The sequence below is a fragment of the Mycetohabitans rhizoxinica HKI 454 genome, assembly GCF_000198775.1.
GTDB lineage: Bacteria > Pseudomonadota > Gammaproteobacteria > Burkholderiales > Burkholderiaceae > Mycetohabitans > Mycetohabitans rhizoxinica.
This window is the reverse complement of the sequence record NC_014722.1, coordinates 228,670-253,511: the sequence shown is the minus strand read 5'-3', so window position 1 is coordinate 253,511 and position 24,842 is coordinate 228,670. Positions and strand designations below refer to the sequence as shown.

Genomic DNA, 24,842 nt, shown 5'->3' with positions numbered 1-24,842 from the left:
TCCGTCTAGACAACACTGCTTGATGCAAGTTAATACGTTAGCGTAATGGTGGATTTTCCTTCAAAATCGATAGTATCGGTGAGATTCAACCGACCGGTCGGTATAATGTAGGGTACGATTTTCAGTGTCGCATCAAAACGCATACCGTTGACAGGGCTAATCCCATCCGAGGACCATGTCAACTCATCGTATGGGCCGTTCAGTAGTCGAGAGTCGCCCGTACCGTTATCAAACGCTTCCCACCCTTCCATCCCCTTTTTTCGTCCTAAAGGTTCCGCATCACCTCCACCCCGTTCGTCCGCGTATCTCATATCATGCAACTCAATGGCGTATACGCCAACCGGTTTGCCATTGGAAGCGAGCGCACCTCTTAGGGCTCCAAGCCTTTCACTTAGCGTTGCCGTTGCCTTGTCGAGCAGCACACTGCCTGTCGCGAACGGATTGGCCACACCGATATCATCGCTCGATCGGATCACTATCGACGTAGGCGCGGTGCATTGGATACCAATTTTGACATCGTGCGGTTCCAACTGCGTTATCATGTTTCTTTCCAGATGAAGTGAGTCCAAGTTCCCGAGGCTGATTCGCGAAGGGGCCAGTTCAGCTATTTCACATGCGCCGGGGTTGATTTTTCCAGTTATAATAATCTGTTTTTCTTGATGTCCCTGTTTTTCTGGATTGGCGAATATTTCAGAAGAACTGCTAAACAACAAAACCAAAAATATAGCGTGCACGATCGGTAATCTCATAAATGCTGTGCGATTAAATGCGTTGCTTACGCGGGTGGCGTTGGCGGACCAAAATTATAGTGACCAACGCCCATCAATTGTGTCACAAAATACGAGATGATCCGTTGTGATACGAAGTACTGCGTTATGATCTTCGTCCACAACAAGACAAAACGCCTTTTACGACTATCATGCGGCGCGGCGCTTGCCCGGAGAAGTTTTTTTGGATGCTGTCGCAGTTTTTGCCCCGCCCTTGCCTGCTTTCGTAACGGGCTCCTTGCGGGTCGTCGTTTTTTTCCGCTTATCGGCACTGGCCATATCCTCGTCGATGCTCGATCCATCCTTGCATTGCCCAAGGCTGCGCCGTAACAGCTCGGACAAGTCAACCACATCGGCGGTCCGCCTTTTTGCCGAGGTCTCGATACTCGGGATTTTTCGCGTCTTGTCCGCTCGGATTTTCTTTTCGACCAACGCCAGGATGTCGTCCCGGAACGTATCGTGGTAGTCCTCGGGCTTCCATTCACCGCTCATGTCATCAATGAGCTTCTTGGCCATCTCCAACTCACGAGCCGTAACGCCGGCCTTCTTCGCGTCGACCTCCGGCAGCGGGAGTTCAGCCAGCGCCCGCAGTTCATCCTTCCAGCGCAACGTGTCTAGCGCGAGCAACGGACCCACCGGAATCAGTGCGCCAAGGTGTTGGCGGCCATGCATGACGACCAACGCGATACCGATTTTGCCAGTCGCTTTCAACGCGTCGCGGAGCAACGCGTAGACCTTTTCGCCCTTCCGATCCGGCACGAGATAGTACGGTGTATCAACGTACAGAAACGACACGGCCTTCGAATCGACAAAGGTCAAGATATCGACCGTTTGCGTCGAGTCTGGATTGGCCGCGCGAATCTCCTCGTCGGTCAATACCACATAGCGCTCTTTGTCGTACTCGTAGCCGCGCACGATATCCTCGCGCGGCACTTCCTTTCCTGTGCGCTTGTTGACCTGGCGATAGCCGATCGGATCCATCGAATGCTTGTCCAGCATCCGGAACGATGGCTTCACCGTCCGGGTAGCCGGATACAGCTGCACCGGGACATGCACGAGGCCAAAACTGATCGCGCCTTTCCAAATCATTCGTGACGCCATGGAGCCTCCCTTCGTGTGATCCTGCGACGCACGTGCGCCGTATTGTCGGCTTTACCGCCGCCTGCCGTAGCGTTCCGGGTATGCAAGCTACGTACCAGCCAGGCTAGCCGCGTGGTTTCGCATCTTTCGGGAACAGCGCTTGCTTATCGGAAACGCCCTCGGTATGTCCGTTGCGCAATACGATGAGACTATTGTTGAAATACCAAGCCAAAGCCCTATACAGATGTGACGTAAAACAAAATACCGTTGCCACAAAGGAATTCAGTATTCGTTCGTTTTGTTCTACTGATAACTAAGAGGATGTTATGAAATCAATCCGTACCGTTGCGACGTTGACCCTGGCCACGCTGATGTTGGGCGCGTGTGGTGGGGGAGGGAAGGACCTCGGCACCGAGCTTGGGCTGAGCTCTGCGCAGGCAAGGTTCATCAATGCCGTTCCGATTGGCCCGAATCTAGATTACTATCTAAACGGGCAAGCGAATGCGACCGACGTACAGTACAAAAGCGTTACGCGTTATCGCGATGTCGGCGCAGGCACCCAGAGCGCCACTTACAATGCAACCGGCACGTCTTTGACGCTGGCCTCACAGGCATTCAATGCAGCCAAAGGACACCATTACACGACGATTGCAATCCAGGGTTCGCCGTCCGCAGTCTCTGTGATCGACGATCCGTATGACAAGGGCTTGCTCTCGGACAAGGCACGCGTACGGGGATTCAATGCGTCGTTTAACGCGCCGAACGTGGACATCTATGTCGTGGCGCCCGGTACTGATATCTCCAATGTGACGCCCACGGTAGCCTCCGTCGCCTATCAGCACGCGGTACCCGAATCCGGTCAAGATTCAGTGTACCTATCCGGCGGCACGTATCAGGTTATCGTCACCCATGCCGGCACGAAGACGCCGATTTTGAGAAGCGCGCCGGTCAACTTGGCTAACAACGCCGATTGGCTTATCTTGACGATCCCGTCGAGCGGCATTGGCGGCGTCGTGCCGGGCAACATCCATGCCCTGGTCGCTCAGGGCAACGAGGCCGATACGTCCGCCCAGGAACTGACGTCTCAATAAAAGAGGCACTGCGCGTGGCGACACGCTTGCCCGGCACCGATCATTCACATTATTGCATCGACGGGCAAGCCGCCAACGCGCTGCGGCCAGTCGCTAGCGAGGCCGCTTCGCAGCTCCGGTGCTGATGCTGGGGTGACGTCGGCGCAATTCCGATGCTAGCGCTGGCGACGCTATTGGCCTCGCGCGTCGCGGGGCGGGCGCGCTGGCCAGCGGTATCGTACTTAAGGCGTTCGGATGAAGTGCCACCGCGCTGATGACGGTGGCCATAGGAAAGGTGCCCCCCAATATCATGCGGTAGCAGGACCGGGCTCCGGCGCCGTATCAACTCCGCGCCGCGCCGTCGGTCATGCTCGCACAGCACGCTCGGATCACATCAGTTTTCCGACTTCCTTGGATACCGAAGCCGGGGTGCCGTACTCCCGCTCCGGAATACGCTTGAGCATCTCCAGCACGCTGTCGTCGGCATGCGAGCGTTGCGCGCATTGAATGACGTCTTCCTTGCTGGCCGGGTAGTCCATGCCCTTGAGCGCCTTTTGGATATCCACCGGACTTGGCGCCTTGCCATGCCCGCTCTGGTGACCACCCTTATCATGGTCTTGCTGGACGCGGTCGCCTTCATGCGCCCGCGCATGGCTCAATTCGTGACCGGTGTGAGGATGACGGGAAGTCATAACGATCTCCTTTAAAGCCGATGACATAAAGGGCGCGGCAGGCCTGCACGCGCCACGTGATCGTCACGCCGCAAACTCCATTCCCCGCAGCACATTCCCACACCGCTGCACCGCCGGCAACGTGCTGCGGCGATACCCCGATTGTGTCACGCGGTTGTAACTTTTTCGAACTCCGCTGAGGCTTGCCCCGACTCGGCGCACTGCAATGCGGATGATAGGGTCGGGTCGGCATGCGGGTACATCGCTTGCGTAGTGCACCGCATAAAGGCACCGCTGCCTTCATCAATCGGGAACAGTCACTATGAAAAAAATCGCTCTGATCAGCGAGCATGCCTCGCCGCTGGGTGTGATTGGCGGCGTCGACTCAGGCGGCCAGAACATCTACGTGGCTAACGTGGCCAAACAATTGGCATTGCGCGGCTGGCACGTTGACGTCTTTACCCGCCGTGACAACCCTCACTTGCCGGAGGTGATGCGCATAGGCCCCAGGATGCAAGTCATCCACGTGCCCGCGGGGCCACCCAACGACATGCCGAAAGAGGCGCTGCTGCCGTATATGGCGTGCTTTGCTGACTTCCTCGTCGACTATTTCAGTCGGCAACCCGAGCCCTACGACGTGATGCACGCGAACTTTTTCATGTCTGGCGAGGCGGCGCTGCACGTGAAGCAGCAGCTTGGTGTCCCGCTGGTCACCACTTTTCATGCACTGGGCCGAGTACGCCGGCAGCACCAAGGCATGGCCGATGCGTTTCCAAACGAGCGCTTTGCGATAGAAGATACGCTGGTGCAGCGCTCGGATCGGGTGATCGCTGAATGCCCGCAAGATCAGATCGACCTGACGACGTTGTATCCGGGTGACCCGCGACGCATCCGGGTCATTCCGTGCGGTTTTGACAGCGATGAATTTCAACCGGTACCGAAGCTCGAGGCCCGAGCGCGACTCGGTTGGCGCTCGGACGAGTTCGCCATATTGCAGTTGGGACGGCTGGTGCCGCGCAAGGGCGTGGACAACGTGATCGAAGCGCTTGCTCACTTGCCAGCGCACTCTGCTCAGCCCACGCGGCTATATGTGGTCGGGGGCAACGACTATACGCCCGACCCTGAACGCTGCCCCGAATTGGCGCGGCTGATACACGTCGCCCAGCAGGCGGGCGTTGCCGAGCACGTGACGTTCGTCGGCCGGCGTGACCGGGATGTGCTGCAACTGTTCTACAGTGCGGCCGATGTATTCGTGACCACGCCATGGTACGAACCTTTCGGCATCACCCCAGTGGAAGCGATGGCCTGCGCCACGCCAGTGATCGGCAGCAATGTCGGTGGCATCCGCAGTACTGTCGTGGATGGCGTAACGGGCTACTTGGTGCCGCCGCGCGAGCCCGCGGCGCTGGCTCGCAGACTGGCGGCGCTGCGCAGCGACCCACAACATGCGGTGGCGATGGGCCTGGCGGGCCGCCGGCGTGTGCGGCGCGACTATACGTGGGATAGCGTCGCCGCGCAATTGGCTCAAGTCTATGACGAGTTGCGCGACACAGCACAGCGGCCCACGCGCGCGGGTACCTCGCTCGGCGGCGGCCGGCGCTCGCCCATCATGCCGGCGGCAGCCATTCCGAACCAGAAGGAGAATGGGTAATGAAAGAATATGGCCGCAAGCGGATTTTGGTCACCGGCGGCGCCGGCTTTCTTGGCTCACATTTGTGCGAGCGCTTGGTAACGGCCGGCCACGATGTGCTATGCGTGGATAACTTTTATACTGGCACCAAGGACAACATCGCCCATCTGCTCGATGCGCCGAATTTTGAGATGATGCGTCACGATGTGACGTTCCCGTTGTACGTCGAGGTTGACGAAATCTATAACCTCGCGTGTCCCGCCTCCCCGGTCCACTATCAGCAGGACCCGGTCCAAACCACCAAGACCAGCGTGCACGGCGCGATCAACCTGCTCGGGCTGGCCAAGCGCGTGAAGGCGCGTATCCTGCAAGCGTCGACCAGCGAGGTCTATGGCGACCCGTCGATGCATCCACAGCGTGAGCAGTATTGGGGCAATGTCAATCCGATCGGGGTGCGTTCGTGCTATGACGAAGGCAAGCGGTGCGCCGAGACCCTGTTCGCCGATTACTATCGGCAGCATCGCGTCGATATCCGCATCGCGCGGATCTTCAACACGTACGGCCCCCGCATGCATCCGGCCGACGGGCGCGTGGTGTCGAATTTCATCACCCAGGCGTTGGCCGGCGAAGCGCTGACCGTCTACGGCGATGGGACTCAAACCCGCTCGTTTTGCTACGTGGACGATTTGGTCGACGGCTTAATCCGCCTGATGGAGGCACCGAGCCCGTTTGCGGAGCCGGTCAATCTGGGCAACGCCGCTGAAGTGACGATCGGCGAGATCGCCCGCGAGGTCATCCGTGTGACCGGGGCCCGCGTGCCTGTCCGATATGCACCGCTCCCGGCGGATGATCCGCGGCAACGTTGCCCGGACCTGACGCTCGCCGCGCGGCGCCTCGGCTGGTCGCCGACCACGACGCTGGCGGATGGACTCACACGTACTGTCCGCTATTTCGTCCAACGTGCCGCGTTGCGTGTTTATCGGCCGCACGGCGGCACGCCTGCCGAGGCAGGCTGCGCGATATCCGACGCGCATGCACATTCCGCGCAGGCCGGCGAACCGGCGCAGCAGGCACGAGCATGACTGAGCGCTGGCTGGTTATTTCGCCGCATCTGGACGATGCGGTGTTTGGATGCGGCCGGCTGCTTGCCCAGGCACCCGGCTCGATTGTCGCGACCGTCTTCGCCGGCATACCGCCCCGCGCCATGCCGGCGCCGCCGTGGGACCGCGACGCGGGCTTCGATTCTGCGCAAGAAGCCATGCAGGCTCGTCGCGTGGAGGACCGACACGCGCTGTCGATTCTTCGCGCCGAACCTCATTGGCTAGATTTCCTGGATGATCAGTACGAGTGCGCCGTACCCGACGAGGCGTTGCTCGACGCGCTTCGCTCGCTGCTGGATGCGCATGCGCAGAGGGGGGTGCTGGCGCCGGCCGGCTTGTTTCACCGTGACCATCTCCGGGTACAGCGCGCGATGCTGGCGCTGCTTGGCGAGCAGCCCACTACCCGACGCTGGTTCTTTTATGAGGAGGCACTGTATCGGCGCAAGGAGGGCCTGATGGAGCAACGGCTGGCGCACTGGAAGGCGCAAGGTTGGACAGCGCAACCGGCGGCGCTGGTGGACGAGGACGCATCCGACGGCAGCGCGCGCGCGAAAGCCCAGGCCGTGCGAGCGTACCGGAGCCAGGTCGCGTTGTTCAGGCCCGATACACTGCTCGACCTCGAGCGCGCGGAGTGCTACTGGCGGTTGCAGCGTGTTCCTGCGGCATCGTGAGCGCGTCGATGGACAGCCCGCACCCCGAGAACCGCATCACGGTAATCGTGCTCACGTACCGGCGCCGCGACGAGTTGGCCCGGACGTTGACCCACCTGACTGCGCTACCCGAGCGCGTGCCGATTATCGTAGTGGACAATGATTCGCGTGACGGCACTGCGCAATGGGTCGCGCAGCGCTTCGCGCATGTCACGCTGATCCAGGCGCCGGGCAATCTCGGCGCTGCTGGCCGTAATCTCGGCGCGGCCGCCGCGCGTACCCGCTACATTGCCTTTTGCGACGATGACACATGGTGGGAGCCCGGCTCGCTATCGCTGGCCGCCGATCTGCTGGACGCTTATCCACAAGTCGTTTCCTTGACCGCGCGCGTGCTGGTGGGTCCGCAGCGTTGTGAGGATCCGGTGTGCGAGCTGATGCGCACCAGCCCGATCGTGCCGCCTTGCGCCCTTCCCGGTCCACCGATCCTGGGCCTGCTTGCGGGAGCTACCGCTTTTCGCACCGACGCGTTTCTGGCGGCCGGCGGCTACCATCCACGCTTATTCATCGGCGGTGAAGAAGCGGTGTTGGCACTCGATTTGGCTAGTGCCGGATGGTCACTCGTGTACGTTCCACAATTGACCGTGTGCCACTATCCGTCACCGGTGCGCGATGCGGGCCGGCGACGCAGCCTGCTGGCGCGCAACGCCGTATGGGCCGCCTGGCTGCGTCTTCCGGCCGGCGCCGCGTTGCAGCGCACGCTGCAATTGGCACCGCGCGTATGGCGGGAAGGCGGCGGCGTGACGGGCTGGTGGCAGACGCTGCGCGGGCTGAGATGGGTATTTAGCGAGCGCCGCGTAATCCCGCCGCACGTTGATCAGATGCGCCGCTGCGTTGAGGCGGCCGCAGCCCGCGAATAGCGGCCGCTTGCCCGCCTCACGCGGCGGCCTTACGTGGCGACGTCGCGCAGCGCGCGGTCCCAGTCAGCGGTAAAGCGCGCAATGTTGAACCGCTCCTGTGCATCGCGCCGTGCGGCGTCACCCCACTGGCGGGCCAGCACCGGGTCTTTGAGCAAGTGGTGCATGGTGTCGACCAATACGGCGGGCCGCGTATCGGCTACGCCGTTGTGGCCACTGCGCACGACCTGCGCCATCTCAGTGGTTGCCAGCGCAATGATCGGCGAGCCAAGCATCATCGCCTCGACCACTGCCAAGCCCAGGCTCGTATAGCGGATCGGGTTGAAGAAGAAGCGATAATCCGCAACGAAACCAGGCAATGCTAAGTTCGGGATTTCGCCGATGCCGCCCAGTTCGGTGGACCCCATCCCGACTAGATCCAATGGCACTGCCTCGCGTACCGCCTCAAATACATCTGCGCCCAGGCGCCGGCCGCGCTTGCGCAGATGATTGACGACCGTCACCCCCTTGGCCAGCGTGCCGCGGTATGCGACGCCGTCCGGCAGCAGCACGCCGTGCTCGATTACGCGCGTGGGGGTCACGCCGTTGTCCCACATCAGCGCATTGAACGGCGTGACGTGCACCAACAGGACATTTGGATCCTGAACCGGATGCAATGTATCGGTCGGATGCTCGCGCGGTGGGTCGTGTTCGACAAAAAGTGCTGGCAATTGCCGCTGTGCTTCGCTGAGTGCGTGTTGCCGGTCTTCGACATAGTGCTTATGGTGCTGGTACAGCACGCAGTCGAACGAAGCCGCGTGTACCTGATCGTACGGCACCTCGTGCATATTGGGGCCCCACGGCAGATTTCCTGCGCAGCCGCCATAGCCGGGCGGCGAGCCGGGCTTAGTCACGACATAGAAGTCGTGCGGCGTCTGCGACAAATAATAGAGGTAATTTCCGTGAACGTGCCAAGTAAGCACCCGCAAACGTTTATGCGGCATTGTAAGCCTCCGATTCGAACATTTGCTCGAGTTGATGCGTAACATCCCGTACGTCGATCGCTGTCGCGCATGCGTGCTGGTACGGACAGACGTCGAACATGCACGGCCTGCATGGTGGATAGTTAGCCAATACATGATGGCGTTCCCGATCCAGCGGCGCCCATCGGGCGACATCGCTGCCGCAGGCGATCACCACACTGGGCGTGCGCAATGCCGCCGCAATATGTGACACCCCGGTGTCATTGCATACGAGCACCTTGCTTCGCCCGATCAAGGCGGCCATTACGCCGAGTGACGTACGCCCACACAAATTGACACACGGCACATCGAGCCGGTGGGCCAGTTCGTCGGCGAGCGTTGCCTCGGATGCCGTACCGGTCACGACGATGCGTATGCCGCGTTGCGACAGCCAGTTGGCCACCGACGCAAACCGCTGTGCTGGCCAGCGCCGGGATGGCATCCGTGCGCCGGGATGAAAGACCGCGAACTGTTGTGACGGCAATTCGTGCTGCTCGCAAAGTGCGCGGCATGCTGCATGGTCGAGCCGAGTGAGCGGAAATGCCAAGTGCTCGCCCCAATCGCCATAGCCTAGTGCCTGCGTCAGCCGCGTATAGCGGATGATCTCAGGGACCGACTCGGGCCATGGGATCGTCTTGTCAAGCGGGTGCGCCGTGCCGCCCGCTGCCCCGTCGCCGGGCGCCGGCATAAATCCGGCCGTTTGGGCTGCGCCCAGCTGGGCGACGATACGGTTGGTATGCGTGCCGCTACCATGCAACTGGATCGCCAGATCGAAACGCCGGGCGCGGCATTGCTCGAAGAACGCCGCAAGGCGCGCCGCATCGGCCGGCTGCTCAGCTAATCCGGGCGCACCCGGAAACGGCAGGAAGTCATCGATGTACTCGGCAAAGCGCTGCGCGAATTGCTCCGCCCACGGCAAGCCGATTAGCGTGATCCTGGCATGGGGCTCGCCACGCCGCAGCGCACGCAGCGCGGGCACCGCACACAACATGTCACCCAGCTGCAACGCGCGAAATACCGCGATGCTCGCGTGCCCGGCAGGCTCGCGCCTTGCCTCGCCGGCTGGTTCCACTGTATCGGGTGTCATAGAAAAAGCACCTTGAAGTGAAGCGCGCCGCGCAGCCGCCAATACAGCGATACCGGCGGGATTGCCATTGACGTGACGATCATTTCGGCAATATGGGAGGCCGCGCGTGAGGTGCCGCGCAACCGCCGCCAGCAAAACCAGAGGGTCACCGCCGCCCAGATACCCAGCGCCACGCTGCCCGCGACACGCTGCCCGGTGCCAAGCAATACCGCAGCCAAGAGCAACGCCGCCACGGCGATGTAGTAATGCCAGGGTGGCACCCGACGGATATGCTGGCGGTACACGCGTCGATGCTTCTTATAGAGCAACGCATCGAAGAACACTTTGGACTGCTGGCCAATGCTTACGCCCCAATGGGCTGGGCGTATCGGATGCAGGACCCGAGCCTGCGGTGCGTCGATAATGGGCCCGACCTGCTCGCGCAGCATGAACATCAGGTCAGCGTCCTCACGCCAAGCGCGAGTGAAGCGCTCGTCGAATCCGCCCACTTGCACGAGCGCGTCGCGGCGCACGAAGCAGTTTGCTGTCGCGAATTCGGCATGCGCCAAGCCGCTGGCATCGCGCTCGTAATCGGTCGGCGCATCGCCAAGCGGCACTTCGATGCGTCCCGCAACCGCGCAGGCCATCGGATCGCGCATCAACGCATCACACCCTTGCCGTAGCCACATCGGGTCCGCAATCGTATCGTCGTCGGTAAACGCGATAATCGCGCCTTGTGCGCTGCACCAGCCCGCGTTACGCGCACCCGCCGGGCCGCGGGTGCGCCAGGCCGGAATATAGCGCACGCGTGGCCTGCCGTCACTGCGTTGCGCGAACGCGTGAACCACGTCTTTCGCGCTGTGACGCGCGCGGTCGTCATCGACCACAAGTATTTCGAAGGTGCTCGGATCGAACACCTGTGCACACAGCGCGTCCAAGCACCGTGACAGCAGATCAGGACGTCGATAGGTTGGCACGACCACCGACACCCTGATCCGCGATGCCGTGTCCGGGGCGTCGGTCATCGGCGTTTCTCCAACAGAAATGGGCCGATCACCAGCGCATCGAGCGGCGAGGTCCAGAAGCACTCTAGCGCGTCACGTGGCGAGCACACGACCGGCTTGCCGCGCGTGTTGAACGACGTGTTCACCAGCACCGGCACACCGGTCAACCGGTTAAACGCCGTCAGCAGCCTGTGGTAGAGCGGGTTTTGATCCGCGTTCACTGTTTGTACCCGCGCCGTGCCATCGACGTGGCGTACCGCCGGAATGGCCTCTTCCCGGCCGGGCGCCACGTCGCACACGAACAGCATGAATGGGGCATGCAGCCGACCTGGCTTGCGTGCGGTAAACCATTCGTGCGCTTTTTCCTCTAGTACGGCGGGCGCCACCGGACGGAAATCCTCTCGATCCTTGATGCGGTTCAGGCGCTGCTGCATGCCGGGGTCGATCGGCGAAGCCAGAATTGAGCGGGCGCCCAGCGCACGCGGACCAAACTCCATGCGTCCTTGGAACCACCCGATGATCCGATTCTTGGCTAGCAACGCGGCGGTCTCGGCCGCCACGTCGTCCAGCCGTCGGTAGGGCAGTTGCGCCTCATCCAGCAAGGCCTGGATGGTCGCCTCGTCGTACGCCGGACCGAGGTACGCGTGGTCCATCGCTTTGCCGTCGCGCACGCCACGCTGCTGGAAGTCCGTCCACAGCGCGGCGCCTAACGCCGTGCCGGCATCGCCCGCGGCGGGCTGGACCCATACGTCGTCGAAGTACCCGCTGTCCCGGACCTTGGCGTTCATGACGCAATTGAGCGCCACGCCGCCTGCCATCGCAAGCTGCTTCTCCCCTGTGGTGTGTGCGAGCCACTCCACCATACGCAGCACGACTTCTTCCAGCATCGCCTGCAACGAATGGGCAATGTCATAGTGCCGCTGCTCGAGCGGGCCGCCACGCTCGCGCGCTGGCCCAAACAGCGAGACGAGGTCAATACTCTCGACTTCGTAGTCGCCATTGTCTACATAGCGCACGAGGCGGCGCATCGCGTCCATGTAGGCCGGTTTGCCGAACGACGCGAGCGCCATCACCTTGTACTCGTCCGACGAGTGCAGGAAGCCGAGATAGCGTGTCACTCGCTCGTAAAGCAATCCCAATGAATTGGGCAGATTGACCTGTTTGATGCGTCGATACTGGTGTCCGTCGAACACGCCGTAGCTGGTGGTGGCTTTTTCGCCCCGGCCATCCATTGTCAGCACCGCGCAGCGCTGGAACGGCGCAGCCAGGAACGCACTCGCCTCGTGCGACAAATGGTGCTCAACGAAATGCCATTCAAAGGGACCGTCTGGCGTGACGCCGCGCCAGCGCTTGCTCAAATGGTGTGGCACTCCGTCGGCCAGCTGCCTCGGCGCGTTGACGATGTAAGACAAGAACAGCGGATCCCAAGGCGATACGTGTCCGCTTGCCTTGCGATGAGCGGACGGAGACAAAGGCAACGTGAACACCGGCTCTTGTTGCCCACGATCGATTTGCAGCCAAGGGTCATAGGAATACGCGACGTGGTGCACGTCGCGCAGTACGATACCCGCTTCCGACAGGCAGTAGTCGATCGCGTGATACGGCAATTCCCACGTTGAGAACGGCACCGGCCGCTTGCCATGCTTAATGTGCGTGAAACGCTCCTCCTCGGCGGCGGCGACCACCACGCCGTCGCGCACCAGGCACGCGGCGCTGTCGTGGAATGCGGCATTGATCCCCAGGGTATAAAGTGGAGTACGGGTGTCTGGCATGGTCAGGCTCTCGCTATCGCGGTTGCGATTGGAATTACGTTGGCAGGGGACGGGCTGCCCAGCTGCCAACGACATGTGGCCCAGCGCTCAGCCTGGGCAGCATCGTGTCCGGCCAGCAAACTGCGCGCAGCTGCGACGACCTCGTCGACCCCCACGCCAGTCAGGCATGGGTGTCCCGGTTCGCTGCACTCGCTGCGGTAGCAGTATTTGCACGGAACATCGACGGACAATACGCGGTGCGGCACGCGCCATGGCGTATGTTGCGGGTTGGTCAACGCATAGAGATCAACGACTGGCGTGCCGACGGCCGCGGCAAGATGCGCTGGCCCGCTGTTGTTGGTAATCAACAAATCCGCCGTGCCGACCAACGCGCCCATCTCGCCCAGCGACAACTGGCCGGCCAGCGGCACCGCGCGCTTACCGGCACGCGCGCATACCGCGTCGACTAACTCAGATTCCGCCGCGCTGCCGGTCACCGCAACCGCGTCGAACTGTGGTGCGAGTTGCGCAGCCACTTCGCCGAAGCGCTCCGCAGGCCAGCGTCGCGACGGCGCGCTGGCCCCGGGGTGAACCACCAACCAGTGTCCGTGACCGGGCTGCGCGAACGGCGCGCCTTGCTGGTGCCGGACGGCCTGCAGCCGACGCTGCAATGACCATCGGTCTTGTTCGCTGTAGGCAAATTCCATTTGCCAATGAGTTGTCGTTGCACCGATCGAGCGGACCAGTTCGAGTTGTCGGACCACTTCATGGCGAACGCGCTGATGCGGCTCGGTTTCCGCAACGCGGTCAGTCAACAAGCGGTACGGATTCTCGCGGCAGTGCGCCAGGCGCAGCGGAATCCCCGCCAGCCAGCACATCATCGCGGCCGGCAACGGGCTTTGGCTGTAGACCGTGAAGATGACTGCGGCATCAAACCGGCCGGCTGCCAGTCGCTCGATCATCGCTAAATCCGGCGCGGCGTCCGGCGACGCATTCGGGTGCTTAACCCACGGTGCATCGTATCCCCACACCTGGTCAACCATCGGCAGGTGCCCATCCAGCGCGGCGCCGACGCTGGAGGTGAGCAGCGTCAGATGGCGACGGCCGTCATCACCCTTGAGCGCGCGCAGCGCAGGCGTGGTCATCAGCACGTCACCCATGTTGTCGAGCCGCACACACAGGATGCGTCGCGCGTTGCTCCAGCCTGTGCTCATATTGCCGCCTCCTGTCCGATCCTCTCGGCGGGCGTGTCGTTGCGCTGCGCGGCGATGATGTGGGCCGCGGCGTCGAGCCGCTCGACCACGAAGTCCGGCTCACGCTGCGGGCTGCGCCGCCATTCAGTTTCGTTGCCGCAATCGACCAGGATCGTGCGACAACCTGCGCCACGACCCGCTTCGATATCATCGAGGATGTCCCCGACCATCCAACTGTACTGCGGCGTGGCGTCCAGAAACGCGAGGGCCTGCGTCAGCAACGCCGATCGCGGCTTACGGCAATCGCATTCGATCGCGTAGTGCGCCACCGCCCCCTTCGGATGGTGCGGGCAATAGAAGAACCCGGCGAGCACTGCACCGTGCTCGCGAAACAGCGCACAAAGCCGCTCACGTACGGCGCACAGCGCCACCTCGGGAAAACAGCCAAGCGCCACACCGGGCTGGTTCGACACCACCGCGAGTGGCATGCCCAGTGCACCAAGCCGGCGTAGTGCTTGTGCGGCGCCCGGCGCCAGCACCATGCGCGCCGGGTCGACATTGTAGGGCACGTTTTTTAGCAATGTGCCGTCCTTGTCCAACAGCACCGCGCCGCGGCCGGCTCCTGTTACGGCCATGACGTTTCCTTCATTGGCAGCACCATGACTTCAGGGATCACCGTGCCGGGCGGCTGCGTCAACACGAACCGTACCGCCGCGGCCACGTTTTGGGGTGGCTGCAGCGTGTCGACGTCGATATCGGGGAATCGGTCCAGCAAGAACGGTGTGCGCATGCCGCCAGCCACAATGGACGACACACGGACCCCGGCTGGACGCAGCTCCGCATGCAGCGCATGCGAGAAGCCCAGCAGCCCCCACTTCGTCGCGTGGTACGCGGAGGCGTTCGGCCATGCGCGTTTTGAAGCGGTCGATGCGATGTTGACGATATGGCCGTCGCCTCGGGCCTTCATCATCGGCACGACCGCCCGGCATATTAGATAGGGGCCGAACAGGTTCGTCATCAGCACGCGCTGCCACGCGGCGACCTCCACTTCCTCGATCGCGGCCGTCACATCAATCGCCGCGTTGTTCACGACCACATCGAGCTCGCCCACCGACTCGTGTATCGTGTGCATGGCCTGTTGCACCGAGGCCTCGTCGCTGACGTCAATCCGTTGCCATACGACTTTGACGCCGTGCCGGCCCAACTCAGCCGCGGTTTCACGCGCCTGCTCCTCATGAAGATCGGCCACGACGATGTTCATGCCGGCGCGTGCCAACTCGTCGCATATCGCCGCACCGAGGCCACGGGCGCCTCCGGTGATTAACGCTGTCTTGCCAGTTAGAATCGGGTTCGATAGGTCTGCAGTCTGTGCCACGTTCGCTCCTTCAGTAAGTCAGACGTTTGTCGAGACAAACGTTCTGGCTCCTGTTGAGCGAATGGCGTGCCCGCTCCGACCCGATGTGCTCGCAGACGAGCAAGTTCTTGCAGCCGCCATTGCGGCCAGGCTGCTGCCCCGATCCGATACCCATTTTTATAACGGGCCTGGCAAAAACGCCCGGGTTCAGTGCGACGGGGTGCGTGGCGCGAGCCCGCGGTGGGGGTCACAGCGCCAACGTGCCCGCCGCCGCTTCAGCGCGGTGCCGCGCAATAGCGCGCAGGCAATGCGCGACACATCCAGCCAACGCCTCGTCAAACCACGGTTGGGCCCCCGAGACGCCCACCACGATGCCGTGTTGAGCCACACTGCCCCACAGGTTCGTGTCACCGCGGCGTAAGCGGTGCGGCTGGCTGGACTGGACAAGCTGGCTGTCCATGCCGTGCTCCCACGACAGCCGCGCCTTGGCTCGCGCATATGCGCGGTAGTCGGCGTCCCACTGCGCCGGATCAGGCATCGAATGCTCGTACAGGATCGCGTCCTCGAAGCTCGCGTCGCCAGGACCGAGCGCCGGATCCATCACGACGATATGCAAACACCCGCTTTGGCCGACGACTGTGTTGTGCAGCGCCGCCGACAGCGTTGGCAGCAGCATCTCGATCGCGGCGCTGGCCGCACTACGGTCGGCATACAGACTACCGGTGCGGCGCGGGGCGGATAGGTTCTCTGGCGTGCTGGGAGTGGTCAAGCTCATCAGTCTCTCCTAAATGAGTGGTTAATGCCCTAAGTGCGGCAATCAAATCGACCGCCTTGACCGGCTTGGTCAGATAGCCGCGAAAACCGGCCTCGACGGCACGCGCCCGTTCATACTCGCTTGAGTAGCCGGACAGCGCGATCGCCTCAATCCGATGCACGGCGCCGTCCGGGCGCGCCGCCTCGAGCCGCCTGACGCGGGCCATCATCGAATATCCGTTTTCCTCGCCCAGGTCGATGTCGCAGACCATCACGGCCGGCCAGCTGTCGCGCCGCGTGTGTCCGAGGTAGTCCAGCAGCGCCTGGCCGGATCCGAACGCCACGACCTGGGCCCCGGCACGGGTGAGCAGCGCGGACAGCGCGTCGCGCGCCTCCTCGTGATCATCCACACAGGCCACGCGTACGCCGTCCAGTCGCGCGGTGTCGAGCGCTTGCAATGGTTGCGGCGCGAGGCCGTCAGCGGTGGGCAACTCCGCGATGGCCCGCAGCGGCAACGTGATGTGGATCGTGGATCCGGCATCGTCGCGGCTGCGCAAGATATACCCACGCTGCTCCTCGAGCACGGCCTGGAGTGACTCCAGATCCAACCATGAACAACTCCGGTGTCTCGAGATCCGGCGTGCAGATCGACACGCGTGCATCGTTGTCGTGGCGGGCCACGCTCACCTCGATGCGGCTGCCTGCCCCGCCCGCTTCAATGCCGGTGCGGCACAACTGCCAGATAAAGCGCCGCAGCGTCGCCGCGTCGCCAGTGACGATCAGGTTGTCGTCGGTGATGCGCTTGAACAGGCTCGCCTGATGGCGTACCGCGACCTCCTGCAACGCGTCCAGCACGTTGTCGACCAACGCGCCGACGTTGATCGGCAAAAGCGCAAACCGCTGTTCGGTGCGCTCCAACTCGCGCTGCTGCGCCTGCAGCGCCCACATCTGTGCATAGACCCCGCCCTTCTCCAGCAGGCTGGTGTGGGTCCCCTGCTCGACCAGTCGCCCGTGTTCCATGACCAGAATGCGATCGGCATCGACCACGGTCGAGAGCCGGTGCGCGATGATCAGGCTCGTGCGGTGCTCGGCCACGCGCATCAGTTCCTGCTGAATCGCCCGCTCCGAACGGGTATCGAGCGCCGACGTCGCTTCGTCGAACACCACGATCGGCGGTTGTTTGAGCAGCGCGCGTGCAATGGCCACGCGTTGGCGCTCGCCGCCGGACAAGCGCACGCCTCGCTCGCCGACCCGCGTGTCGTAGGCGTCTGGCAGGCGCTCGATGAATTCGTCCAATTGCGCGCCTCGCGCGGCGGCAATAATGTCGGCCTTTGTCGCGTCTTCGCGACCGTAGCCGATGTTGTATGCGATCGTATCGTTGAATAGAATCGTGTCCTGCGGCACGATGCCCAAGGCCGCCCGCAGACTGCGCTGCGTGACTAGCCGCAGGTCCTGCCCGTCGATCGTGATCGATCCCGCATCGGGCTGATACAGGCGAAATAACAACCGGGCCAACGTCGACTTGCCCGAGCCACTGCCTCCCACGACGGCCACCGTCTGGCCCGGCTCAATCCGGAACGAGACATCCCACAAGATCCTGCGACTGGGCTCGTAGCTGAAGTCGACATGCTCGAAGCGGATTTCGCCACCGCGCACTACGAGCGGCTGCGCCGCCGCCGCATCACCGTCCTCGCCTGCCTTGTCGCGCGCATCCAGTAGCGCAAACAACCGCTCCACGTTGGTCAACGCGTCATTGGCCTCGCGGAACACAAAGCCCAGCGTGTTCAGCGGCAGGCTGACTTGGATGATGTAAGCGTTGATTAGCACCAGATCGCCGACCGTCATCGCGCCGCTTACCACGTGCTGGCCAGCCAGCAACATCACCGCCGCGATGCCCGCGCCGATACACGCGCTCTGCCCGATATGCAGCGTGGACAGCGCATATTGGTTCTCGATACCCGCCTCTTGCCATTGCTGCATCACCTGGTCGAGCCGCTTGCGCTCGAAATCCTCGCGCGCAAAGTACTTGACCGTGTCGTAGTTCAGCAGGCTGTCGACGATACGGCTATTGGCCTGGGCTTCCAACGCGTTCATGCGGCGCTGCACCCGCATGCGGCGCTGCGTGAACACCACCGTATAACTCGCGTAGACGGCGAATGTCGCGAAAATGATCAGCGTGAAGCCGCCGCCATACTTGCTGATCACGATGGCGAGCACCGACGCGATTTCGATGAACGTCGGCACGATCGTAAAGACCGCAACCCCCAGCAGGTAACCGATGCCGGCAGTACCCTTCTCCAGGTCGCGTACCACCGAGCCGGTCTCACGCTGCGAGTGAAAGCGCGCGCCCAGGTGATGCAGGTGACCAAACGTGCGCGCGGTATAGTCGGCCACAGTGCGCTGCGTGACTTGCACAAACGTCATGTCGCGCACCTCGCTCAACGCATTCGACGCGAAGCGTACCACGGCATAGCCGAACAGCAACAAGATAGGTATCGCGGCCGGCCGGCTCGTGACATTGCCCAGCGCATCGACGATATCCTTGAGCAGCAGCGGGACCGCCACCGCAGCCGCCTTGGCTAGCAGCAGCAATGATACGGCGCCCAGCACCCGCCCCCTGTGACGCCAAATGGCATGCCATAGGTCGGTGGCGATCCGGGCGCGCAACCCGCTGCTGCGGGCCGCGCTTGCAAATGTGGACGAAGTCATGGAAGCCAGTTCGGTTTGGCGCGTTACGGCGCCATTGCAAGTTCTGTACCGCCGGGCGGCTTGGCTGCCAATGTGCTGAGGACTGCGTGCCGTGGCGCAACGGCAGCGTAGGCGCCTGGGTCAATTACAGGCATCCCGGTAATGACAGGCAGCTTATTGCAATTTGTGCGGCATGTGCCGAAGCGAAACGAGGCGGCACGAGGGCCGCGATCTCCATCGGCCGGTTTGGCGGTAGACTATTGATATGGATGAATGCCGTTACTGCGGAAAATTTCGCGACGAATGGGATTGCCATGGCCAACAGTGCCGACGGGCCATTGCCAAGGCCCTGCGCCGGCAGCGCGCTGGGCTACCGATGGTGCCCAATACGATCCGCAATGAAATCCCGGCCGGTGCGACGACGCAGCAAGTCATCACGGTATTGTCCCGGCAGCGGTTACGAGCGCGGCGAGGCAACGAGGTGCGGCGCGAATGCAAGGAGATCGATGAGCTATCATAGCAGTGACGTGCCGCGGGCGCCGCGACGTTGGCCTGGGCGACCAATACTAACGGAACGTCTTTCAAGGAGTGGCCATGAAGCAATCGATGAAGGCCGCGGTCGTGCATGCGTTTGGTGAGCCGCTGCGGATTGAAGAAGTCGCGGTGCCGACGCCGGGTCCCGCTCAGATACTGGTCAATGTCAAAGCGTCCGGAGTCTGCCACACTGACCTGCATGCGGCCGACGGCGACTGGCCGGTCAAGCCCACGCTGCCATTTATCCCAGGCCACGAGGGCGTCGGCTACGTCGCCGCAGTCGGAAAAGGGGTCAAGATCGCCAAAGAAGGCGACCGGGTCGGCGTACCGTGGCTCTACACCGCATGCGGACACTGCGAGTATTGCCTGGGCGGCTGGGAAACGCTGTGTCACGTGCAGCAAAACACCGGTTATTCGGTCAATGGCGGCTATGCCGAATATGTATTGGCTGACCCGAATTATGTCGGTCGGCTCCCGGACCAGGTCGCCTTCGATGAGATCGCGCCTATTCTGTGTGCCGGCGTCACCGTCTACAAAGGCATACGGGTCACCGACACGCGTCCAGGCCAATGGCTGGCGATATCAGGCATCGGCGGATTAGGGCATGTCGCTGTGCAATATGCGAACGCGATGGGTTTGCATGTTGTCGCGGTTGATGTTGTGCCGGACAAACTGGAGTTGGCAAAACGGCTTGGCGCCAAACTCGTCGTGGACGCGTCAGCCACCGATCCAGCAGCGTTCATTCAGAAAGAAATCGGCGGCGTACACGGCGTGCTGGTTACCGCGGTGTCACGCAGTGCGTTCGCTCAGGCGCTCGGCATGGTGCGACGCGGTGGCACCGTATCGCTTAATGGTCTGCCGCCGGGCGACTTTCCACTGCCGATTTTTTCGACGGTGCTCAATGCCATCACCGTACGCGGCTCGATCGTCGGTACGCGGCGCGACCTGCAGGAAGCGCTCGATTTCGCGGCGCAGGGGCTGGTGCACGCGCACATCCACCACGAACGACTGGAGAACATCAATTTGGTGTTTGGCAAGCTGCGCGAAGGTAAGGTCGACGGGCGTATCGTGCTGACGCTCGATTGACCGTGCTCAATGGGCCGGCCGACTGCCGCGTGGTCACGGCCGGCGTCGAGCCGCGTTTCAACGCGACGGCGCGTCAACGCACGCCGACAGCGGGGCCGCGACCGTTGGGTCGGCGCCGCATGGTACACGCCGGAAGTGTAAATAATACTCATCTTCGGTGACAATTTGGAACCCTTGACGCAGATAGAATCGCGCGGCGCGCTCGTTGAGCTTGAAAGTCTGCAGCTTGACCGCGCGGCCTTCACGATGGGCGGCGTCACATACACGGTGCAGTAGAGTCGCGCCAATCCCCCGGCGCTGGCATGCCGGATCTACTAACAGCAGCGCGACCTCCACCCCGCCGTCTTCGCACACCTGTGTGGACAACACCCCTGCCGCCCGCGACACGCCGTCAACCACGATGGCTTGGCATCGTGCAATCGGGTAGCTCACTCGAAACGCCGCCCGGCGAAAATCATCCTCCCAACCCAGCGTCTGCCTGAAGTAGCCGCTCAGGGCATTCCGGTACAGGTGAAAGAAATATCCGTACTCCTCACGAGTCGCTGCACGCAGCGCGACCGGCAGTATCGCCGGGCCCCGGCTCGAGTCTTCGATTAGCGCATTCATCGTCTTGCCTATTTGGTTTTCTTTGGTCTCCTGTGCGCACCAGATGGCGCACGATGTGGCCCGCGCGCCGTTCTCGGTCCATATCCTGCACCACCGAAACCGCCGACAGTGTGCGAAACCGAGCACAGCCGTCTGATTCGCGCTACAGCAGCGCACCTTTCAACCTAATGAACTGCGGCAAGCCCACGCTACGAGCAACCTGCGTTGCAACAATCCACGCCGCAGCAACCCATACCGCAGTGGCCCATACCGCAGTGGCCCATACCGCAGTGGCTTGCGTCAATCCACCGCGCCGCGGCTACTTGCTATGACGACCTGCTGGGTGGCTTGAGCGGATGAATACTTTTGTGCAGCTTGAAGTCCGGCAATGTTCGGGTGTCCGGGCTCAATGCAAGACGGAGAGTCGGCGAATGGTTCGAGGAGGACCTTGAGGTAATCACCGGTGTTGCTCGCCCATGCCGCTAGGCTCCGGTAGGAGCCATCGGTCAGCCCGATACACATCAGCACGCGTCGCCGGGTAGAAGCGAGACAGGCCGGCCGTTGCGCGATATTCCCCGTTTTTTAGCCATGGGTCAACCTGCGCCATGCAGCGCAGCGGCGATCGATCCGGCGCGTGCGGCACACGCCGCGCCGGCACTGGTGTCCTCCATCCTCCCTTACTCCACCGTCACCGACTTAGCCAGATTTCGCGGCTTGTCCACGTCGGTGCCGCGCGCGCAGGCAGTGTGATACGCGAGCAATTGCAATGGCACCACATGCAGGATCGGCGATAGCAACCCATAATGTTCGGGCATCCGGATCACATGCAAGCCTTCATCGTTGACGATTCGCGTATCCGCGTCAGCAAACACATACAACTGGCCACCCCGTGCGCGCACTTCCTGGATATTGGACTTCAGTTTTTCCAGCAGCGCATCGTTCGGCGCGACGGTGACCACTGGCATTGCTTCGGTCACCAGTGCGAGTGGTCCATGCTTGAGTTCGCCGGCCGGATACGCCTCGGCGTGGATATACGAGATTTCCTTCAGCTTCAACGCGCCTTCGAGCGCAATCGGATAATGCATGCCCCTGCCGAGGAACAGCGCGTTTTCCTTGCGCGAAAATTCCTCTGCCCACGCGATGATCTGCGGCTCGAGTGCGAGCACGCTATTGAGCGCCGCCGGCAGGTGCCGCAGCTGCTTTAGGTAATGCGCCTGAAGACTCGCGTCGACATGCCCACGCAGCCGCCCCAGCGTCACCGCGAGCACGAACAGGGCAACGAGCTGCGTGGTGAACGCCTTGGTCGACGCCACGCCGATTTCGGTGCCCGCGTGCGTCAGCAAGCGCAGCGCAGTGAGCCGTACCATCGCGCTGCTCGCCACGTTGCAAATCGCCAGCGTATGTGCGTGTCCGAGCGCCTGCGCATGCTTGAGCGCGGCGAGCGTGTCCGCCGTCTCGCCGGACTGGGAAATCACTACGACCAGTGACCGGGGGTTCGGCACGGAGTCACGATAGCGATACTCGCTTGCGATCTCGACTTGCGTGGGGATTTTCGCGATCGATTCAAGCCAGTACTTTGCCGTCAAGCCGGAGTAGTAACTGGTACCGCACGCAAGGATCAGCAGGCTGTCGATCCCGTGGAACACGTCACCGGCGCCAGCGCCGAACAGCTCGGGATCGAATGCGTCGGTCTGCGCCATCGTGTCGGAGATCGCCCGCGGCTGCTCAAAAATCTCCTTTTGCATGAAGTGCCGGTACGGCCCAAGCTCCACCGCGCCGCCATACGCGTTGACGGTGCGTATCTCCCGCTGCACGAGGCCGCCGTCGCGGTCCGCGATCCGCACGCCGTCCAGCGTCAATTCGACCACGTCGCCTTCCTCGAGAAAAATGAAGCGGTCGGTGCTGCCCGCCAGCGCGAGCGCATCCGAGGCCAGGAAGTTCTCCTGTTGGCCCAGCCCGACCACCAGCGGCGAGCCGGCGCGCGCGCCGCATACCCGATGCGGCTGGTCTTTCGAGAACACGGCGATCGCGTAGGCACCATGCAACTGCTTCACCGCTTCGCGCACGGCAGCGAACAAGTCACCGCGATACAGGCTGTAGATGAGGTGGGCGATGACCTCGGTGTCGGTCTGCGTCACGAACTCGTAACCGTTCGCGCGCAAGCCTTCACGCAGGGTTTCATAGTTTTCGATGATGCCGTTGTGAACCAGCGCAATCGTGTCGTGCGAGAAGATCGGATGCGCATTGTGCGTGACCGGCGCCCCATGCGTCGCCCAGCGCGTATGCGCGATGCCGGTTTCGCCGGCCAATTGCGTGTCGCGGATTTGCTGGTCGAGGTCCGTCACGCGCGATACGCTGCGGGCGCGCCGGGCGGTGCCATCGACGATGGCGGCCACACCACACGAGTCGTAGCCGCGGTATTCGAGACGTCGCAACCCCTCGACGAGGATCGGGACGATGTTACGTTGCGCTACCGCGCCGACAATGCCGCACATGATGTTTGTCCGTGGAAAATGGAGGGTGAGCGTCGGGCCGTCTCATCAGGCGCCGTGCATTCAGGCCTTTTTCTTGGTCGGTCGCGCGTACCCTGGCTTCGCGACCTGCGTTTTCTCGTTCAACACCAGTGCCCCGGCGGGCACGTCGCGCCAGACGGTGGTGCCAGCTGCGATGGTCGAGCCCGAACCCACGACGACCGGTGCGACAAGCTGCGTATCGGAGCCAACGAATACGTCATCGCCGATCAGGGTGCGATGCTTGTGCGCGCCGTCATAGTTGCAGGTGATTGTCCCGGCACCGATGTTCACACGCGCCCCGACGTCGGCGTCGCCGATATAGCTCAAATGGTTGGCCTTCGCGCCCTGCCCGAGCACCGCGTTCTTGACCTCGACGAAGTTGCCCACATGCGCGTCGCTGGACAACACAGCCCCGGGACGCAGTCGCGCATACGGGCCGAGCACGACGTTCTCGCCCACGTGCGCGCCGTCGACATGCGTGAACGCGTCCACGCGCGTGCCAGCGGCGATCGTCGCCTCGCGGATCACGCAGTTCGGCCCGATGCTGACGTGATCACCAAGCACGACTTGTCCTTCGAACACGCAGTTGACGTCGATCGACACCTCGGTGCCGCACGCCAGCGTGCCGCGCACGTCAATGCGCGACGGATCGGTCACCGTGACGCCAGCGTCCAGCAGTCGCAGTGCCTCGTTGCGCTGGTAGACGCGCTCCAAGTCAGCTAATTGTCGCTTGCTGTTCACGCCGAGCGTCTCCCACACGTCGTCCGGCTGCACACCGACGACCTCGACACCGTCTTCGATCGCGCGCTCGACGACGTCGGTCAAGTAGAACTCGCGCTGCGCGTTGTCGTTGGTCAACGCGCTCAGCCACGCATCAAGCCGCCCGCTCGGCGAGATGACGATGCCCGTGTTGACCTCGCGGATTTCCCGTTGCCACGGGGCGGCATCCTTTTGCTCGATGATCCGTGTGATGCGTCCGGCGCCATCACGCACGATGCGACCATAACCGTGCGGGTCGTCCAGCGTGACGGTCAGCACCCCATAGCGGCCGTTGGCTGCCGCGTCGGCCAGGCGCCGCAGCGTCGAGGCGCGCGTGAGCGGCACGTCGCCGTACAGCACCAGCGTGGGCAGTGCCGGATCGATGAACGGCAGCGCCTGTTGAACCGCGTGACCGGTACCCCGTTGCTCGGCCTGCAGGGCAAACTGGATATCGGGCGCGGCGACAGCCTCGCGCACGGCCTGGGCGCCATGCCCGACCACCACGACGAGCCGGCTCGGCGCCAGCGCGCGCGCCGTGTCGATGACATGGGACAGCAATGGCCGGCCAGCCAGTGAATGCAGCACCTTCGGCCGCGCGGAATGCATGCGCTTGCCCATGCCGGCTGCAAGAATGACGATATTCACGGCGTCAACGTCCAACGAGTCTTGAAGG

The 24,842-nt window shown here is 62.6% G+C and carries 21 protein-coding genes and 1 pseudogene; 7 read left to right on the top strand and 15 right to left on the bottom strand.

What is annotated here, in order from left to right; genetic code table 11:
* Positions 1–29: 29 nt before the first annotated feature.
* A complete protein-coding gene (locus RBRH_RS01100; RefSeq protein ID WP_013434041.1) occupies positions 30–749 on the bottom strand; it encodes a DUF1120 domain-containing protein in 720 nt (239 codons plus the stop codon).
* A gap of 168 nt (positions 750–917) precedes the next feature.
* Positions 918–1,868 (bottom strand): non-homologous end joining protein Ku, encoded by a 951-nt coding sequence (ku, locus tag RBRH_RS01095; RefSeq protein WP_013434040.1) that lies wholly within the window; start codon positions 1,866–1,868, stop codon positions 918–920.
* Between the two features lie 305 nt (positions 1,869–2,173).
* Between ku and RBRH_RS01090 the strand changes: the two genes are divergently transcribed.
* Positions 2,174–2,938, top strand: a complete 765-nt coding sequence (locus tag RBRH_RS01090) for a DUF4397 domain-containing protein (RefSeq protein WP_013434038.1) — start codon at positions 2,174–2,176, stop codon at positions 2,936–2,938.
* Between the two features lie 368 nt (positions 2,939–3,306).
* Here RBRH_RS01090 and RBRH_RS01085 read toward each other — a convergent pair whose 3' ends face one another.
* The gene (locus RBRH_RS01085; protein ID WP_041752974.1) at positions 3,307–3,609 is read right to left on the bottom strand and encodes a DUF2795 domain-containing protein; all 303 of its coding nucleotides are present in this window, start codon (positions 3,607–3,609) and stop codon (positions 3,307–3,309) included.
* Positions 3,610–3,910: 301 nt separating this feature from the next.
* On the opposite strand from RBRH_RS01085, the gene RBRH_RS01080 reads away from it, so the two are divergent.
* The 4 genes from RBRH_RS01080 to RBRH_RS01065 are packed head-to-tail and all read left to right on the top strand — an operon-like array spanning position 3,911 to position 7,885.
* On the top strand, positions 3,911–5,239 hold the full coding sequence (locus tag RBRH_RS01080; protein WP_013434035.1) for a glycosyltransferase family 4 protein: 1,329 nt from the start codon (positions 3,911–3,913) through the stop codon (positions 5,237–5,239).
* Positions 5,239–6,300: a UDP-glucuronic acid decarboxylase family protein gene (locus RBRH_RS01075; RefSeq protein WP_013434034.1), complete on the top strand. Its 1,062-nt coding sequence runs from the start codon at positions 5,239–5,241 to the stop codon at positions 6,298–6,300. Before RBRH_RS01080 ends, RBRH_RS01075 begins: the two co-directional genes overlap by 1 nt.
* Positions 6,297–6,989: a PIG-L deacetylase family protein gene (locus RBRH_RS01070; protein WP_013434033.1), complete on the top strand. Its 693-nt coding sequence runs from the start codon at positions 6,297–6,299 to the stop codon at positions 6,987–6,989. The genes RBRH_RS01075 and RBRH_RS01070 overlap by 4 nt, the downstream gene beginning before the upstream one ends.
* Positions 6,990–6,997: 8 nt before the next feature.
* A complete protein-coding gene (locus RBRH_RS01065; protein ID WP_041752972.1) occupies positions 6,998–7,885 on the top strand; it encodes a glycosyltransferase family 2 protein in 888 nt (295 codons plus the stop codon).
* Positions 7,886–7,914: 29 nt separating this feature from the next.
* On the opposite strand, the gene RBRH_RS01060 is transcribed toward RBRH_RS01065, so the two are convergent.
* The 9 genes and pseudogenes from RBRH_RS01060 to RBRH_RS01020 all read right to left on the bottom strand — a co-directional run bounded on the left by RBRH_RS01060 (position 7,915) and on the right by RBRH_RS01020 (position 18,713).
* A complete protein-coding gene (locus tag RBRH_RS01060) occupies positions 7,915–8,865 on the bottom strand; it encodes a glycosyltransferase (RefSeq protein ID WP_041752970.1) in 951 nt (316 codons plus the stop codon).
* The gene (locus RBRH_RS01055; protein WP_041752969.1) at positions 8,855–9,970 is read right to left on the bottom strand and encodes a glycosyltransferase family 9 protein; all 1,116 of its coding nucleotides are present in this window, start codon (positions 9,968–9,970) and stop codon (positions 8,855–8,857) included. The genes RBRH_RS01060 and RBRH_RS01055 overlap by 11 nt, the downstream gene beginning before the upstream one ends.
* A complete protein-coding gene (locus tag RBRH_RS01050; RefSeq protein WP_049786328.1) occupies positions 9,967–10,974 on the bottom strand; it encodes a glycosyltransferase family 2 protein in 1,008 nt (335 codons plus the stop codon). Before RBRH_RS01050 ends, RBRH_RS01055 begins: the two co-directional genes overlap by 4 nt.
* The gene (locus tag RBRH_RS01045; protein WP_041752968.1) at positions 10,971–12,725 is read right to left on the bottom strand and encodes a carbamoyltransferase family protein; all 1,755 of its coding nucleotides are present in this window, start codon (positions 12,723–12,725) and stop codon (positions 10,971–10,973) included. Before RBRH_RS01045 ends, RBRH_RS01050 begins: the two co-directional genes overlap by 4 nt.
* Before the next feature lie 2 nt (positions 12,726–12,727).
* The gene (locus RBRH_RS01040; protein ID WP_013434027.1) at positions 12,728–13,918 is read right to left on the bottom strand and encodes a glycosyltransferase family 9 protein; all 1,191 of its coding nucleotides are present in this window, start codon (positions 13,916–13,918) and stop codon (positions 12,728–12,730) included.
* Positions 13,915–14,532: a D-glycero-alpha-D-manno-heptose-1,7-bisphosphate 7-phosphatase gene (locus RBRH_RS01035; RefSeq protein ID WP_013434026.1), complete on the bottom strand. Its 618-nt coding sequence runs from the start codon at positions 14,530–14,532 to the stop codon at positions 13,915–13,917. Before RBRH_RS01035 ends, RBRH_RS01040 begins: the two co-directional genes overlap by 4 nt.
* Complete coding sequence (locus tag RBRH_RS01030; RefSeq protein ID WP_013434025.1) at positions 14,523–15,272, bottom strand: SDR family oxidoreductase; 750 nt, start codon at positions 15,270–15,272, stop codon at positions 14,523–14,525. The genes RBRH_RS01035 and RBRH_RS01030 overlap by 10 nt, the downstream gene beginning before the upstream one ends.
* A 226-nt stretch (positions 15,273–15,498) precedes the next feature.
* Positions 15,499–16,026 carry a hypothetical protein gene (locus RBRH_RS01025; protein ID WP_013434024.1) on the bottom strand — a complete coding sequence of 176 codons (528 nt, stop codon included), beginning with the start codon at positions 16,024–16,026 and terminating at the stop codon, positions 15,499–15,501.
* Positions 15,968–18,713, bottom strand: a pseudogene (locus RBRH_RS01020) (ABC transporter transmembrane domain-containing protein). Before RBRH_RS01020 ends, RBRH_RS01025 begins: the two are co-directional and overlap by 59 nt.
* A gap of 244 nt (positions 18,714–18,957) precedes the next feature.
* Between RBRH_RS01020 and RBRH_RS01015 the strand changes: the two are divergent.
* Positions 18,958–19,212, top strand: a complete 255-nt coding sequence (locus RBRH_RS01015) for a hypothetical protein (RefSeq protein WP_013434021.1) — start codon at positions 18,958–18,960, stop codon at positions 19,210–19,212.
* 74 nt (positions 19,213–19,286) lie between these two features.
* Entirely contained in the window at positions 19,287–20,312 is a 1,026-nt protein-coding gene (gene adhP, locus RBRH_RS01010; protein ID WP_041752967.1) for an alcohol dehydrogenase AdhP, read from the top strand.
* Positions 20,313–20,369: 57 nt separating this feature from the next.
* Here adhP and RBRH_RS16125 read toward each other — a convergent pair whose 3' ends face one another.
* From RBRH_RS16125 to glmU, 3 genes are all read right to left on the bottom strand, one after another.
* Positions 20,370–20,918 carry a GNAT family N-acetyltransferase gene (locus RBRH_RS16125; RefSeq protein ID WP_049786327.1) on the bottom strand — a complete coding sequence of 183 codons (549 nt, stop codon included), beginning with the start codon at positions 20,916–20,918 and terminating at the stop codon, positions 20,370–20,372.
* A 656-nt stretch (positions 20,919–21,574) separates the two neighbouring features.
* A complete protein-coding gene (gene glmS, locus RBRH_RS01000) occupies positions 21,575–23,392 on the bottom strand; it encodes a glutamine--fructose-6-phosphate transaminase (isomerizing) (protein WP_013434016.1) in 1,818 nt (605 codons plus the stop codon).
* Positions 23,393–23,452: 60 nt separating this feature from the next.
* Entirely contained in the window at positions 23,453–24,814 is a 1,362-nt protein-coding gene (glmU, locus tag RBRH_RS00995) for a bifunctional UDP-N-acetylglucosamine diphosphorylase/glucosamine-1-phosphate N-acetyltransferase GlmU (RefSeq protein WP_041753986.1), read from the bottom strand.
* Between the last annotated feature and the right edge of the window lie 28 nt (positions 24,815–24,842).

Bases quoted from the DNA above. Each gene is read 5' to 3' on its own strand.
- RBRH_RS01080 (WP_013434035.1), top strand. From the start codon at position 3,911: ATGAAAAAAATCGCTCTGATCAGCGAGCATGCCTCGCCGCTGGGTGTG.
- RBRH_RS01075 (WP_013434034.1), top strand. From the start codon at position 5,239: ATGAAAGAATATGGCCGCAAGCGGATTTTGGTCACCGGCGGCGCCGGC.
- RBRH_RS01035 (WP_013434026.1), bottom strand. From the start codon at position 14,532: ATGGCCGTAACAGGAGCCGGCCGCGGCGCGGTGCTGTTGGACAAGGAC.
- ku (WP_013434040.1), bottom strand. From the start codon at position 1,868: ATGGCGTCACGAATGATTTGGAAAGGCGCGATCAGTTTTGGCCTCGTG.
- RBRH_RS01065 (WP_041752972.1), top strand. From the start codon at position 6,998: ATGGACAGCCCGCACCCCGAGAACCGCATCACGGTAATCGTGCTCACG.
- RBRH_RS01100 (WP_013434041.1), bottom strand. From the start codon at position 749: ATGAGATTACCGATCGTGCACGCTATATTTTTGGTTTTGTTGTTTAGC.
- RBRH_RS01070 (WP_013434033.1), top strand. From the start codon at position 6,297: ATGACTGAGCGCTGGCTGGTTATTTCGCCGCATCTGGACGATGCGGTG.
- RBRH_RS16125 (WP_049786327.1), bottom strand. From the start codon at position 20,918: ATGAATGCGCTAATCGAAGACTCGAGCCGGGGCCCGGCGATACTGCCG.
- RBRH_RS01015 (WP_013434021.1), top strand. From the start codon at position 18,958: ATGGATGAATGCCGTTACTGCGGAAAATTTCGCGACGAATGGGATTGC.
- RBRH_RS01060 (WP_041752970.1), bottom strand. From the start codon at position 8,865: ATGCCGCATAAACGTTTGCGGGTGCTTACTTGGCACGTTCACGGAAAT.
- RBRH_RS01090 (WP_013434038.1), top strand. From the start codon at position 2,174: ATGAAATCAATCCGTACCGTTGCGACGTTGACCCTGGCCACGCTGATG.
- RBRH_RS01085 (WP_041752974.1), bottom strand. From the start codon at position 3,609: ATGACTTCCCGTCATCCTCACACCGGTCACGAATTGAGCCATGCGCGG.
- glmS (WP_013434016.1), bottom strand. From the start codon at position 23,392: ATGTGCGGCATTGTCGGCGCGGTAGCGCAACGTAACATCGTCCCGATC.
- RBRH_RS01050 (WP_049786328.1), bottom strand. From the start codon at position 10,974: ATGACCGACGCCCCGGACACGGCATCGCGGATCAGGGTGTCGGTGGTC.
- RBRH_RS01045 (WP_041752968.1), bottom strand. From the start codon at position 12,725: ATGCCAGACACCCGTACTCCACTTTATACCCTGGGGATCAATGCCGCA.
- RBRH_RS01040 (WP_013434027.1), bottom strand. From the start codon at position 13,918: ATGAGCACAGGCTGGAGCAACGCGCGACGCATCCTGTGTGTGCGGCTC.
- adhP (WP_041752967.1), top strand. From the start codon at position 19,287: ATGAAGCAATCGATGAAGGCCGCGGTCGTGCATGCGTTTGGTGAGCCG.
- RBRH_RS01055 (WP_041752969.1), bottom strand. From the start codon at position 9,970: ATGACACCCGATACAGTGGAACCAGCCGGCGAGGCAAGGCGCGAGCCT.
- RBRH_RS01025 (WP_013434024.1), bottom strand. From the start codon at position 16,026: ATGAGCTTGACCACTCCCAGCACGCCAGAGAACCTATCCGCCCCGCGC.